Below are 14,025 nucleotides of genomic sequence, written 5' to 3' on the forward strand. Positions count from 1 at the left end.
CCCTAGAGGCTGCCACTGACAGTCCCCGGTGAGCTGGGCTTTCGCCCTCTGAAGAGCCGGCGGCAGGCGGTGAGGGCGGCCTCGGTGACGTAGCCGTGCCCGCGGTGTACCTTCGCCGCCCAGAGACCGATCTCGGCCGTGCCCGGCGAGTGCGTGGTGAGGCCGAGCCGGCCGGCCGGCTCGCCGCCGGTCAGCTCGCCGCCGGAGAGGAAGACGCCGGAGCGGGCCGTCGTTTCTCGCGATCCGTGAGCGACTGATCACGTTTCGTGCAATTCGGTGGCCGGTGCGGCACTATCCGCGTTCCCCGTCCGTTGTCCCGGTTGAAGCAGCCGTCGCGCCGCCAGGCCTCCCGACGCAGCCGGGTCCTCGCATACGATGGCGGTTGCTCAGTACGTCAGAAGGCAAACCGACCGTCCCAGGCCCGACCGGCAAGGAGACCAGCCCCCGTGTCCGTCCTCTCGAAGATCATGCGTGCAGGCGAAGGCAAGATCCTGCGCAAGCTGCACCGCATCGCGGACCAGGTCAACTCCATCGAAGAGGACTTCGTCGACCTCTCCGACGCCGAGCTGCGCGCCCTCACCGAGGAGTACAAGCAGCGGTACGCCGATGGCGAGACCCTGGACGACCTGCTCCCCGAGGCGTTCGCCACCGTGCGCGAGGCCGCCAAGCGCGTCCTCGGCCAGCGGCACTACGACGTGCAGATGATGGGCGGCGCCGCCCTCCACCTCGGTTACGTCGCCGAGATGAAGACCGGTGAGGGCAAGACGCTCGTGGGCACGCTGCCCGCGTATCTGAACGCCCTGTCCGGAGACGGCGTCCACCTCATCACGGTCAACGACTACCTGGCCGAGCGCGACTCCGAGATGATGGGCCGCGTCCACAAGTTCCTGGGCCTGAGCGTCGGCTGCATCCTCGCCAACATGACCCCGGCCCAGCGCCGCGAGCAGTACCAGTGCGACATCACGTACGGCACGAACAACGAGTTCGGCTTCGACTACCTGCGCGACAACATGGCGTGGTCGAAGGACGAGCTGGTGCAGCGCGGCCACAACTTCGCCATCGTCGACGAGGTCGACTCCATCCTGGTCGACGAGGCCCGGACGCCGCTGATCATCTCCGGCCCGGCCGACCAGGCCACCAAGTGGTACGGCGACTTCGCCAAGCTGGTCATCCGCCTGAAGCGCGGCGAGGCCGGCAACCCCCTCAAGGGGCTGGAGGAGACCGGCGACTACGACGTCGACGAGAAGAAGCGCACGGTCGCCATCCACGAGTCCGGCGTCAGCAAGGTCGAGGACTGGCTGGGCATCGACAACCTCTACGAGTCGGTGAACACCCCGCTCGTGGGTTACCTGAACAACGCCATCAAGGCCAAGGAACTGTTCAAGAAGGACAAGGACTACGTCGTCATCGACGGCGAGGTCATGATCGTCGACGAGCACACCGGCCGTATCCTCGCCGGCCGCCGCTACAACGAGGGCATGCACCAGGCGATCGAGGCGAAGGAAGGGGTGGACATCAAGGACGAGAACCAGACGCTCGCCACGATCACCCTGCAGAACTTCTTCCGCCTCTACAACAAGCTCTCCGGCATGACCGGTACGGCGATGACCGAGGCCGCCGAGTTCCACCAGATCTACAAGCTCGGCGTCGTCCCGATCCCGACCAACAAGCCGATGGTCCGCAAGGACCAGTCGGACCTGATCTACCGCACCGAGGTCGCCAAGTTCGAGGCGGTCGTCGACGACATCGCGGAGAAGCACGAGAAGGGCCAGCCGATCCTCGTCGGCACGACGTCCGTCGAGAAGTCGGAGTACCTCTCGCAGCAGCTCAGCAAGCGCGGCATCCAGCACGAGGTGCTGAACGCCAAGCACCACGAGCGTGAGGCGTCGATCGTCGCGCAGGCCGGCCGCAGGGGCGCGGTGACCGTGGCCACCAACATGGCCGGCCGTGGTACGGACATCAAGCTCGGTGGCAACCCCGACGACCTCGCCGAGGCGGAGCTGCGTCAGCGGGGCCTCGACCCCGAGGAGCACATCGAGGAGTGGGCGCAGGCCCTGCCCGCCGCCCTGGAGAAGGCCGAGCAGGCGGTCAAGGCCGAGTTCGAGGAGGTCAAGGAGCTCGGCGGCCTCTACGTCCTCGGTACCGAGCGGCACGAGTCGCGGCGCATCGACAACCAGCTGCGCGGCCGTTCCGGCCGTCAGGGCGACCCCGGTGAGTCCCGCTTCTACCTCTCCCTCGGCGACGACCTGATGCGCCTGTTCAAGGCCCAGATGGTCGAGCGTGTGATGTCCATGGCGAACGTGCCGGACGACGTGCCGATCGAGAACAAGATGGTCACGCGCGCGATCGCGTCCGCGCAGTCGCAGGTCGAGCAGCAGAACTTCGAGACCCGTAAGAACGTCCTGAAGTACGACGAGGTGCTCAACCGGCAGCGCGAGGTCATCTACGGCGAGCGCCGGCGCGTCCTGGAGGGCGAGGACCTGCACGAGCAGATCCAGCACTTCATGGACGACACGATCGACGCGTACGTCGAGGCGGAGACCGCCGAGGGCTTCCCCGAGGACTGGGACCTGGACCGGCTGTGGGGCGCCTTCCGCCAGCTGTACCCGGTGAAGGTCGGCATCGAGGAGCTGGAGGAGGCCGCCGGTGACCGCGCCGGCCTGACCGCCGAGTTCATCTCCGAGTCCATCAAGGAAGACATCTACGAGCAGTACGCCGCCCGTGAGGCGCAGCTCGGCTCCGAGATCATGCGTGAGCTGGAGCGCCGGGTCGTGCTGTCGGTCCTCGACCGCAAGTGGCGCGAGCACCTCTACGAGATGGACTACCTCCAGGAGGGCATCGGCCTGCGCGCGATGGCCCAGAAGGACCCGCTGGTCGAGTACCAGCGCGAGGGCTTCGACATGTTCACCGCGATGATGGAGGGCATCAAGGAGGAGTCCGTCGGCTACCTGTTCAACCTGGAGGTCCAGGTCGAGCAGCAGGTCGAGGAGGTCCCGGTCGAGGACGTCCAGCCGGTGGGGGAGGGCGTCCAGGACACGGTGCCGGCGCAGGCCGGTGCGCGTCCCGAGATCCGCGCGAAGGGGCTGGACGTGCCGCAGCGGCGCGAGCTGCACTTCTCCGCGCCGACGGTGGACGGCGAGGGCGGCATCCTCGAGCGGGATCTGGAGGACGACGAGCCGGTGCGGTCGGAGTCGGACGGCCTCACGCGTGCCGAGCGGCGCCGGCAGGCCAAGGGCGGGCGGCGCCGCAAGAAGTAGGTCCGCGGTCCGCGGAGTGAGACCGCGGCCAAGCAGTCCCGAGATGCAGCGGTTGCCTGCGGCCCTCCGGCCGCCGGGGACACGCGAGGGGCCGGGTTCCCCCGGGGGAGCCCGGCCCTTCCGCATCGCCGTGGTGGCTTCGTGCGTTGCCGTGGAAGTCTGCGGGCGCCGCCGTGGTGGCTTCGTGCGTTGCCGTGGAAGCCTTCGTGTGTCGCCGTGGTGGGTTTCCGCGTCGGCGTGGTGGCCTTTGTGGGTCGCAGCCGTGGGTTTCCGCGTCGCGGTGGTGGCCTTCGCGGCTCGCGGTCGTGGGTTTCCGCGTCGCGGTGATGGGGCCGTCGGCGTCGCCGTGTGAGGCCTCTCCGTGGCCGTGGCGGCCCGCGCGGGCGCGGGGCCTACGCCGTGCCCGTCTCCACCGCCGTGCAGCGCCAGCGCAGGTCCTTGCCCAGTTCCAGGCGGAACGCCAGGGCCCTCAGCCGGTTGCCGGCGGCGATGCGGGCGAAGACCTCGAGGGCGCCGTCGCTGGGCACGTAGTAGCCGATGTCGTGGACGACCGGCCGGGAACCGAGGCCGCGCAGAGGGCCGCGTTCGGCCAGGCGGGCCAGATCGTCGTAGGCACTGCCCGCCGTGTGCCGGAGCATCCAGTGGACGGGCCGGCGGCCGCTCAGGACGGCCAGCAGGCGGTCCGCGAAGAGGTCGGTCGGGCGCGGCCGCCCTACAGCCGCCACGGGGCCCGTGACGGCCTTCCCGGTCGGAGGGGTGCCTGTACCTCGGCCTGTGGGGGTCTCCCGGGCCGGATGAGTGCCTGTACCGGGGCCTGTGGGGGTCTTTCCCGGAGGGGTGCCTGCGGGGCCCGTGGGGGTCCTGCGGGCCGCAGGGGCGCCTGTGCCAGGGCTCGTGGGGGTCTTCCCGGCGGCAGGGCCCGTGGGGGTCTTCCCGGCGGAGAGAGCGCCCGTCCTGGCGCCCGTGGTGGCCTTCCGGACCGCAGGAGCCCCCGCCCCGGGCCCCGCGGGGCTCCTTCCGGGCGCAGGGGTGGCCGTGCGGTGCTCCGGGGTGTGGGGCGCGTCCCGTTCCGGTGTGGGGCGGGCGGTGCTCCTCGCCGGGGTGCGAGGCGGTGCGCCGGCAGGGCGCCGGGTGTCGTGGCGGGTCGGCGGGCGGTGACGCGGGCGGGGCTGGGCGGCGCGGCTCATGACCTTGTTCATGGGGATCCCCGTTCGGCGGGCCCGGGGGAGATACCGGGCGGTAACTCGTGTCGAGGATCTTGTACGGGTCGGGCGGAGACGGTGGCAAGGACGGTGGGGAGCGCGCCCGGAGGGCGGAGAGGTTCACCTATCCGAGGGGCGGGCGGGGCGAGAACCCGTGCGGTCAGCAGGGCGCACCGGGTGAATTTCCGGCGCCGGGTGGACGCCTGCCGGGGTCCGGGCGGGGGCCCGATAGGGGACGGGCGCACGTATCCTGAAGCCCCTACGGGAGGCGCGCCAGCCGGGCTCCCCAGGGCCCAGCGACGCCTTTGACAGGAAAGAGCGGCCACTCATGCGCGTGTACGTCCCCCTGACCCTCTCCGGTCTCGCCGAGGCGCACAGGACGGGTGAGCTGGGGACCGGCCCCTTCGCCGCGTACGCCGTCACGCCCGCGCTGCGCGAGTGGTACGCCTCGGACGACGTCGAGGAGCTGGAGTACGCGGCGCTGAGCCGGGCCGCGCTGGCCTCCCTGCGGCTGCTCGCCGCCGATCCCGGTGCCGCACGGCGCCGGGTCGTGGTCGCCGTGGACGTGCCCGAGGGCGCCGCCGCCACCGCCCCGGGCCCCGAGGCCGACCCGGCCACGCTCGGCGAGGTGAGCGTGGCCGCGCCGCAGCCGCTCGCGAAGGCGGCGGCGGTGCATGTCGACGCCGACGACGCGCAGACGGACGTCGCCGCGGCGGCCGACGCGCTGGAGGCGGCCGACGGCGGGGACGACGACGCGCAGTCCGTGGTCGACGGAACCGATGACCACGAGCTGCTCTGGTTCGCCACGCAGGAGATCGCGAACCTGGTCGGACAGGGCTGACCTGGGCGGCCGCCCCGGCTGTCGGTGGGGGCGGGTACGGTCTTGCCCATGGGGACGCAGGCAAGCGCGCACATCGTCTGGGACTGGAACGGGACGCTTTTCCACGACAACGACGCGATCATCGGGGCGACGAACGCGGCCTTCGCCGAGCTGGGGCTGGCGCCGATCACACTGGAGGAGTACCGGTCGCTGTACTGCGTGCCGGTGCCGAAGTTCTACGAGCGGCTGCTGGGCCGGCTACCCACCGACGCCGAGTGGGAGCTGATGGACGCGGTCTTCCACCGGCACTACGCCGAGCGGCGGGCGCGGTGCGGACTCGCCGTGGGAGCGGCCGAGCTGCTGGCCGGCTGGCGGTCGGCGGGGCACAGCCAGTCGTTGCTGAGCATGTACGTGCACGACGAGCTGCTGCCGCTGGTGCGCGGCTTCGGCATCGAGGCGCACTTCATCCGGGTGGAGGGACGCACCGGTCCGTCCGGCGGGAGCAAGGCCGAGCACATGGTGCGGCACCTGCGGGAGCTGACCGGGGTGGCGGACCCCGCCCGCACGGTGGTGATCGGTGACGCGGCGGACGACGCGGTCGCCGCGGCGCACGTGGGCGCGCGGGCCGTGCTGTACACCGGGGGGTCGCACAGCCGGGCCAGCCTGGAGACGGCCGGGGTGCCGGTGGTGGACACGCTGGCGGAGGCCGTGGCGCAGGCGCGGCGGATCGTGGCCTAGGCCCCGGTCAGTCCTCCGGTGTCCTGGCGCGCAGCACCTTGAGGAACTCTCGCATCCAGGCCGGGTGGTCCGGCCAGGCACGGGCGGAGACCAGGGTGCCGTCGACGACCGCCTCGGCGTCCTGGAAATCCGCTCCGGCCGCCTGCATGTCGAGTTCCAGGGCGGGGTAGGCCGTGACCCTGCGGCCGCGCAGACTGTCGATGGCGGCGGTGAGCAGGGGGCCGTGGCAGATCTGGGCGACCGGCTTGTCGGAGTCGAAGAACGCCTTGAGGATCTTGCGGAGTTCGAGGTCGTTCCGCAGGTACTCGGGCGCTCGGCCGCCGGGGATGACGAGGGCCGTGTACTCCCCGGGGTCGACCTCGGCGAAGGCGAGGTCGGCGGGCCAGGTGTAGCCGGGCTTCTCGGTGTAGGTGTCGTAGCCGGGCTCGAAGTCGTGCACGACGAAGCGGAGGGTCTTGCGGGTGGGGGCGGCGATGTGGACCTCGTAGCCCTCCTCGCACAGGCGCTGGTAGGGGTAGAGGACTTCCAGGGACTCCGCTGCGTCTCCGGTGACGATGAGGATCTTCGCGGGCATGTCGGGCTCCTCGGGGGCGGGCTCCGGGAAAGGCGCACCGTTCACGCCGTCCCGGGCAAACGTGCCTCCGCCGGGCTGGTTCGGCAAGGGGGCCCGTCGCTTTCAGGGTGCAGCCGCGGCCGGGGGAACGCGACCGGGTCACCGGTCTGACGGCACACCCGCCGCCCGCCCGGCGAAACGGCCGGGGCGCCCGGCCGGAAGCCCCCGGTCGTCCGTACGGCGAAGAACGGCCGGCGCCCGACCGGAAGCCCCCGGTCATGCGTACCGATGAAGAACGGCCGGCGCCCGGCCGGACGGCACGCTCCGACGTCCGCGGCGCCGGCGGCCGCCGCTCACCGCTCGCGGGATACGCCAGTCGTGCGCGTCCCGGCGCTGTGCAGAACGTCAAAGTTACCCCCCTGGTTTTGTACACATACGGCTCATGACGGGCCCGGGGTCGGGAGCGATAGCCTGGTGGCGTGATCAGCGCGATATCTCGCGGGGGCGATGCTGCCCCTGCCCCGCGCCCGGGCTGCACGGAGCACCTCCGTGACCGGGCGGCGGTCGCTGGTCTTCGCGGGCGGGACGGGGGCGCCGATGCCTCCTGGACGCCGAGGACACCCCGGGTCACGACGCAGCCGAGAGCAGCGTCACACCCGTCGGACGTGTCGAGAATGGCCGAATTCCCCCCGCTCATCTCCCCTGGCGGCATAGCGTCTGAAGGGACCGGACACCCCGGGCCGTGGCGTCATGCCGGAGGGGGAGAGACCGTACTTCCTTCTACGTCACGCAACGGCGCGCGACAGGAGCCAGAGGACAATGCAGACCAAGCTGGACGAAGCCAAGGCCGAGCTGCTCGAACGGGCCGCCCGGGTAGCTGAGAACAGCCCGGTCGGGGGGCACCTACCGACCGGGACGACGAGCGAGGGCACTCCCGGCACCCCGGACAGCGACTCAGTGCTCCCGTTCCTCCAGCGCTACTACCTGCACACCGCCCCGGAAGACCTCGCCGACCGCGACCCGGTCGACGTCTTCGGCGCCGCGGTCTCGCACTACCGTCTCGCCGAGAACCGCCCGCAGGGCACCGCGAACGTCCGGGCGCACACCCCGACCGTGGAGGAGAACGGGTGGACCTGCAGCCACACCGTCGTGGAGGTCGTCACCGACGACATGCCCTTCCTCGTCGACTCGGTCACCAATGAGCTGACCCGGCAGGGGCGCGGGATCCACGTCGTCATCCACCCGCAGTTCGTGGTCCGGCGTGACGTCACCGGCAAGCTGCTCGAGATCCTGCCGACCCCGCCCACCGGCGACCTGCCGCACGACGTGCACATCGAGTCCTGGATCCACGTCGAGATCGACCGCGAGACCGACCGCGCCGACCTGAAGCAGATCTCCCTCGACCTGCTGCGCGTCCTGTCCGACGTCCGTGAGGCCGTCGAGGACTGGGAGAAGATGCGGGAGGCGGCGACCCGGATCGCCGACGGCCTGGAGAGCGAGCCCGTCCCCGCCGACCTGCCCGCCCCGGAGGTCGCGGAGGCCCGCGAACTGCTGCGCTGGCTGTCCGACGACCACTTCACCTTCCTCGGCTTCCGCGAGTACCAGCTGCGCGACGACGACACGCTCGCCGCCGTGCCCGGCACCGGTCTCGGCATACTGCGCTCGGACCCGCACCACGCCGAGGACGACCAGCACCCGGTCAGCCCCTCCTTCGAGCGGCTCCCCGCCGACGCCCGCGCCAAGGCCCGCGAGCACAAGCTGCTCGTGCTGACCAAGGCCAACAGCCGGGCCACCGTGCACCGGCCGTCGTACCTGGACTACATCGGCGTCAAGAAGTTCGACGCGGACGGCAACGTCGTCGGCGAGCGCCGCTTCCTCGGCCTGTTCTCCTCGGCCGCCTACACCGAGTCCGTCCGCCGCGTCCCGGTCATCCGCCGCAAGGTCGACGAGGTCCTGGACCTCGCCGGGTTCTCGCCCAACAGCCACGACGGCCGCGACCTGCTCCAGATCATGGAGACCTACCCGCGCGACGAGCTGTTCCAGACCCCGGCCGCCGAGCTGCAGTCCATCGTGACGAGCGTGCTCTACCTCCAGGAGCGCCGCCGGCTGCGGCTGTACCTGCGCCAGGACGAGTACGGCCGCTACTACTCGGCCCTCGTCTACCTCCCGCGCGACCGCTACACCACTGGTGTGCGGCTGCGGATCATCGACATCCTGAAGGAAGAGCTCGGCGGCATCAGCGTCGACTTCACCGCCTGGAACACCGAGTCGATCCTGTCCCGGCTGCACTTCGTCGTCCGCGTCCCCGCGGGCACCGAACTGCCCGAGCTGTCGGACGCCGACAAGGAGCGCATCGAGGCCCGCCTGGTGGAGGCGGCCCGCTCCTGGGCGGACGCGTTCGCCGAGGCGCTGACCGCCGAGTGCGGCGAGGAGCGCGCGGCCGAGGTGCTGCGCCGCTACAACCACTCCTTCCCCGAGGGGTACAAGGCCGACCACTCGCCGCGCGCCGCGGTCGCCGACCTCGTCCACCTGGAGCAGCTCGGCGAGGAGAAGACCTTCTCGCTCAGCCTGTACGAGCCGGTGGGTGCCGCGCCCGAGGAGCGCCGCTTCAAGATCTATCAGAAGGGGGGCACCGTCTCCCTGTCCAAGGTGCTGCCCGTGCTCAGCCGCCTGGGCGTCGAGGTCACCGACGAGCGGCCGTACGAGCTGCGCTGCGCGGACCGCACCACGGCCTGGATCTACGACTTCGGTCTGCGCATGCCGAAGTCGCTGGGCGGCGGCAACGGCGACTACCTGGGTGAGGACGGCCGCGAGCGCTTCCAGGAGGCGTTCGCCGCGACCTGGACCGGCAAGGCGGAGAACGACGGCTTCAACGCCCTGGTGCTCAGCGCCGGGCTGTCCTGGCGGCAGGCGATGGTGCTGCGCGCCTACGCGAAGTACCTGCGGCAGGCCGGCTCGACCTTCTCGCAGGACTACATGGAGGACACCCTCCGCAACAACGTCCACACCACCCGGCTGCTCGTCTCCCTCTTCGAGGCGCGGATGTCCCCGGACCGGCAGAGGGCCGGCCTGGAGATCACCGACGCGCTGCTGGAGGAGCTGGACGCGGCCCTGGACCAGGTGGCGAGCCTGGACGAGGACCGGATCCTGCGGTCCTTCCTGACCGTCATCAAGGCGACCCTGCGGACGAACTTCTTCCAGGAGGCGCACGGCGGCCGGCCGCACGACTACGTCTCCATGAAGTTCGACCCGCAGGCCATCCCGGACCTGCCCGCGCCGCGCCCGGCGTACGAGATCTGGGTGTACTCGCCGCGGGTCGAGGGCGTGCACCTGCGCTTCGGCAAGGTCGCCCGAGGCGGCCTGCGCTGGTCCGACCGCCGTGAGGACTTCCGCACGGAGATCCTGGGCCTGGTCAAGGCGCAGATGGTGAAGAACACCGTGATCGTGCCGGTCGGCGCCAAGGGCGGCTTCGTCGCCAAGCAGCTGCCCGACCCGAGCGCGGACCGCGACGCCTGGCTGGCCGAGGGCATCGCCAGCTACAAGACCTTCATCTCGGCGCTCCTCGACATCACCGACAACATGGTGGGCGGCGAGGTCCGGCCGCCGCGGGACGTGGTCCGGCACGACGGCGACGACACCTACCTGGTGGTCGCGGCCGACAAGGGCACGGCGACGTTCTCCGACATCGCCAACGGGGTCGCCGAGCAGTACAACTTCTGGCTCGGCGACGCGTTCGCCTCCGGCGGCTCGGCCGGTTACGACCACAAGGGCATGGGCATCACCGCGCGCGGCGCCTGGGAGTCCGTGAAGCGGCACTTCCGCGAGCTGGGCGTGGACACCCAGAGCCAGGAGTTCACGGTCGTCGGCATCGGCGACATGTCCGGTGACGTGTTCGGCAACGGCATGCTGCTCTCCGAGCAGATCCGCCTGGTCGCCGCGTTCGACCACCGGCACATCTTCATCGACCCCAACCCGGACGCGGCCACCTCCTACGCCGAGCGCCGCCGCCTGTTCGAACTGCCCCGCTCCAGCTGGGCCGACTACGACACCGAGCTGCTCTCGGCGGGCGGCGGGGTCTTCCCGCGCAGCGCCAAGGCGATCACGCTCAACAGCCACATCCGGGAGGCCCTCGGCATCGAGGGCAAGGTCGCCAAGATGACCCCGGCCGACCTGATGAAGGCCATCCTCAAGGCGCCGGTGGACCTGCTGTGGAACGGCGGCATCGGCACGTACGTGAAGTCGTCGTCGGAGTCGAACGCGGACGTCGGCGACAAGGCCAACGACGCCATCCGCGTCGACGGCGCCGACCTGCGCGTCAGGGTCGTCGGCGAGGGCGGCAACCTGGGCCTGACCCAGCTCGGCCGCATCGAGTTCGCCTCGCACGGCGGGAAGATCAACACCGACGCGATCGACAACAGCGCCGGTGTGGACACCTCCGACCACGAGGTGAACATCAAGATCCTGCTGAACGGTCTGGTCGCCGAGGGTGACATGACCGTCAAGCAGCGCAACAAGCTGCTCGCCGAGATGACCGACGAGGTCGGCGACCTGGTCCTGCGCAACAACTACGCGCAGAACACGGCGATCGCCAACGCCCTGCTCCAGGCCAACGACATGGTCCACGCCCAGCAGCGGTTCATCCGCCACCTGGTGCGCGAGGGCCACCTGGACCGGGCGCTGGAGTTCCTGCCGACCGACCGCCAGATCCGCGAGCGGCTCGCCCAGGGCCAGGGACTGACCGGCCCGGAGACGGCCGTCGTCCTGGCGTACACGAAGATCACGGTCGCCGAAGAGCTGCTGCACACCACGCTGCCGGACGACCCGTACCTGCGCGGTCTGCTGTACGCCTACTTCCCGACGGCCCTGCGCGAGCGGTTCGCCGACGCCATCGACAACCACCCGCTGCGCCGTGAGATCACCACGACCGTGCTGGTCAACGACACGGTCAACACGGGCGGTACGACGTATCTGCACCGGCTGCGCGAGGAGACCGGTGCCTCGCTGGAGGAGATCGTCCGCGCGCAGACCGCGGCCCGCGCGATCTTCTGCTCGGCGCCTGTGTGGGACGCGGTCGAGGCCCTCGACAACAAGGTCGACGCCGACGTCCAGACCCGCATCCGGCTGCACTCGCGCCGGCTGGTCGAGCGCGGCACCCGCTGGCTGCTCAACAACCGGCCGCAACCGCTGCAGCTCGCCGAAACGGTCGAGTTCTTCGCGGAGCGGGTCGAGCAGGTCTGGCAGCAGCTGCCGAAGCTGCTGCGGGGCGCGGACCTGGAGTGGTACCAGCACGTGTACGACGAGCTGGTCGCCACCGGTGTCCCGGACGAGGTCGCCACCCGGGTGGCCGGCTTCTCCTCCGCCTTCCCGGCGCTGGACATCGTCTCGGTGGCCGACCGCATGGGCAGGGAGCCGCTGGACGTGGCCGAGATCTACTACGACCTCGCCGACCGGCTCGACATCACCCAGCTGATGGACCGCATCATCGAGCTGCCCCGGGCCGACCGCTGGCAGTCCATGGCCCGCGCCTCCATCCGCGAGGACCTGTACGCGGCGCACGCGGCGCTCACCGCGGACGTCTTCGCGGCCGGCAACGGCACCTCGACGCCCGAGCAGCGCTTCGCGGCGTGGGAGCAGAAGAACTCCGCGATCCTGGGCCGGGCGCGCAGCACCCTGGACGAGATCCGCGGTTCGGACTCCTTCGACCTCGCCAACCTGTCGGTGGCGATGCGCACGATGCGGACGCTGCTGCGCTCGCACTCGTAGCCGTCCGGCACGGCAGGCGCCCCGGGTTCGCGAACAGCGGCCCGGGGCGCCCGCGTTCTTGCCGGATCTTGGTGAAAAACCTGTCGTGAAATTACTGTTTCCTGCTATTCGAGAGGGTTCGGATAGGGTCAACGGTGTGACAGCGATCAACCATCTCTCGACGTCCCGGCCGGATGCACGCCCCGCCCTCTGATCTGGAGCCGGTGAGCCGCCCGGCACCAGCGCCCCGCCGCGTACAGATCGGCCGGTCGCTGCCGCAGGTCGCCGCCGTGCTCGTCCTGGTGCTGCTCGTCCTGGTCGTGGTGCGGCTGCCGTGGGCGGGCGATCTCGGCATGCACGCGGCCACCGTGCAGCGGCTGTGGCACGACCCGGTGCATCCCGGCAATCCGCTGGTCGACGCCGACACACCCAGCCCGTACTACTCGCCGTGGATGCTGGTGCTGGGCTGTCTGGCCCGGCTGACCGGTCTGTCGGTTTTCGTGGTGCTGCGCATGGCGGCGCTCGTGGCGCTCGGCCTGCTGGTCACGGGGGTGTGGCGCTACGTCCGCACCCTGAGCGCCCACCGCGCGGCCCCGGCCCTGGCCCTCCTCGCCCTCGTCTTCCTGTGGGGCCCGGTGCTGTTCGGCTGGAGCGGCTTCGTCTCCCTGAACTCCCTGGCGCTGACGGTGTCGTACCCGAGCGTGTTCGCGCTCGGGCTCTCCTTCCACTTCTGGGCGTGGCTCACGGGCGCGGTGCGCGGACGGGCCGGCTGGGGGGCCTGGCTGGGGCTCGGCGCGCTGTGGGCGCTGATCCTGCTGTGCCACCAGTTCACCGGGGTGGTGGCGACCCTGGGCGCGACGGCCATGGTGATCGCGGCGCGTCCGGGCCGGGCGGTGCTGCCGCGGCTCGGCGCCGCGTTCGCCCTGGGGCTGGTGGTGCTGTGGCTGTGGCCGTACTACGACTTCTTCGCGCTGTTCTCCGCCGGATCCGGCCTGGAGGCCATCCACCGGTCGCTGTACAGGGACCTGGCCGGGCGGTTCGGCCTGGTGCTGCTCGGTGTCGCGGCCCTGGTGCTGCGCGGGCGGCGGGATCGCCGGGACCCCCTGGTGCTGTTCTTCGCGCTCGGCGTGCTGATGTTCACCGCGGGCGGGCTGACCGGCCACTACTCCTGGGGGCGGGCGCTGCCCGCCGCGCTGATCCCGGCCCAGCTCGCGGCCGCGCTGGAGACCGTGTCGGCCGGGCGGCGGGCGGTGCGGACGGGCTGGGCGTGTGTGCTGGGCGCCGCGCTGGCGGTGGGCGCGTGGACGCAGGCCGGCACGCTCGGGTACGTGACCGGCCGGGATGCGCTGCCCGGGGCGGTCGCGGCGAAGTACCGGACGCCCTGGACGGGCTACCAGTGGATCATGCGGGCCGGGGTGCGGTACGGGGACGTGGTGATGGCACGCACGATGCCGGCCCGGCAGATCCCGGCGTACGGGCCGTACACCGTGGCACCGGGCTACCCGGATCTGTTCCTGCCGGACGCCACGCGGCGGGAGGCGGCGGTGACGCGGTTCTTCGACGCCGGGACGTCGCCGGCGCAGCGGCGGGCGATCCTGCGGGAGTACGGCGTCCGCTGGGTCGTGGGGCCGGCGGGCCTGGCCGGCCCCGGGGTGCGGAAGGTGACCTCCGGCCCCGGGGGGCAGTGGCTGTACCGGGTGGCGCCCTGAGGCG

8 protein-coding genes are annotated in these 14,025 nt (G+C 71.3%); 5 read left to right on the top strand and 3 right to left on the bottom strand.

Annotated features, from left to right (window positions below):
* Positions 1 to 2: 2 nt before the first annotated feature.
* Positions 3 to 194, bottom strand: coding sequence for a GNAT family N-acetyltransferase (locus ABVB68_RS36965; protein ID WP_503006196.1), 192 nt, complete (start codon positions 192 to 194; stop codon positions 3 to 5).
* A 252-nt stretch (positions 195 to 446) separates the two neighbouring features.
* Between ABVB68_RS36965 and secA the strand changes: the two genes are divergently transcribed.
* Positions 447 to 3,257, top strand: coding sequence for a preprotein translocase subunit SecA (gene secA / locus ABVB68_RS19515; protein WP_353602343.1), 2,811 nt, complete (start codon positions 447 to 449; stop codon positions 3,255 to 3,257).
* Between the two features lie 392 nt (positions 3,258 to 3,649).
* On the opposite strand, the gene ABVB68_RS19520 is transcribed toward secA, so the two are convergent.
* Positions 3,650 to 3,982 carry an Rv3235 family protein gene (locus ABVB68_RS19520; protein WP_353602344.1) on the bottom strand — a complete coding sequence of 111 codons (333 nt, stop codon included), beginning with the start codon at positions 3,980 to 3,982 and terminating at the stop codon, positions 3,650 to 3,652.
* Positions 3,983 to 4,787: 805 nt separating this feature from the next.
* On the opposite strand from ABVB68_RS19520, the gene ABVB68_RS19525 reads away from it, so the two are divergent.
* Both ABVB68_RS19525 and ABVB68_RS19530 read left to right on the top strand, forming a co-directional pair.
* Complete coding sequence (locus ABVB68_RS19525; protein ID WP_353602345.1) at positions 4,788 to 5,300, top strand: DUF6912 family protein; 513 nt, start codon at positions 4,788 to 4,790, stop codon at positions 5,298 to 5,300.
* 48 nt (positions 5,301 to 5,348) lie between these two features.
* Positions 5,349 to 6,017 (top strand): HAD family hydrolase, encoded by a 669-nt coding sequence (locus ABVB68_RS19530; protein WP_353602346.1) that lies wholly within the window; start codon positions 5,349 to 5,351, stop codon positions 6,015 to 6,017.
* A gap of 7 nt (positions 6,018 to 6,024) precedes the next feature.
* Here ABVB68_RS19530 and ABVB68_RS19535 read toward each other — a convergent pair whose 3' ends face one another.
* Positions 6,025 to 6,591: a DJ-1/PfpI family protein gene (locus tag ABVB68_RS19535; protein WP_353602347.1), complete on the bottom strand. Its 567-nt coding sequence runs from the start codon at positions 6,589 to 6,591 to the stop codon at positions 6,025 to 6,027.
* A gap of 798 nt (positions 6,592 to 7,389) precedes the next feature.
* Between ABVB68_RS19535 and ABVB68_RS19540 the strand changes: the two genes are divergently transcribed.
* Together ABVB68_RS19540 and ABVB68_RS19545 are read left to right on the top strand one after the other, a co-directional pair.
* A complete protein-coding gene (locus ABVB68_RS19540) occupies positions 7,390 to 12,333 on the top strand; it encodes an NAD-glutamate dehydrogenase (RefSeq protein WP_353602348.1) in 4,944 nt (1,647 codons plus the stop codon).
* 173 nt (positions 12,334 to 12,506) lie between these two features.
* A complete protein-coding gene (locus ABVB68_RS19545; protein WP_503006185.1) occupies positions 12,507 to 14,021 on the top strand; it encodes a putative glycosyltransferase family protein in 1,515 nt (504 codons plus the stop codon).
* Positions 14,022 to 14,025 lie beyond the last annotated feature (4 nt).

The sequence above is a fragment of the Streptomyces sp. NPDC096012 genome (genome assembly GCF_040426375.1).
In the GTDB taxonomy this organism is placed as follows: Bacteria; Actinomycetota; Actinomycetes; order Streptomycetales; family Streptomycetaceae; genus Streptomyces.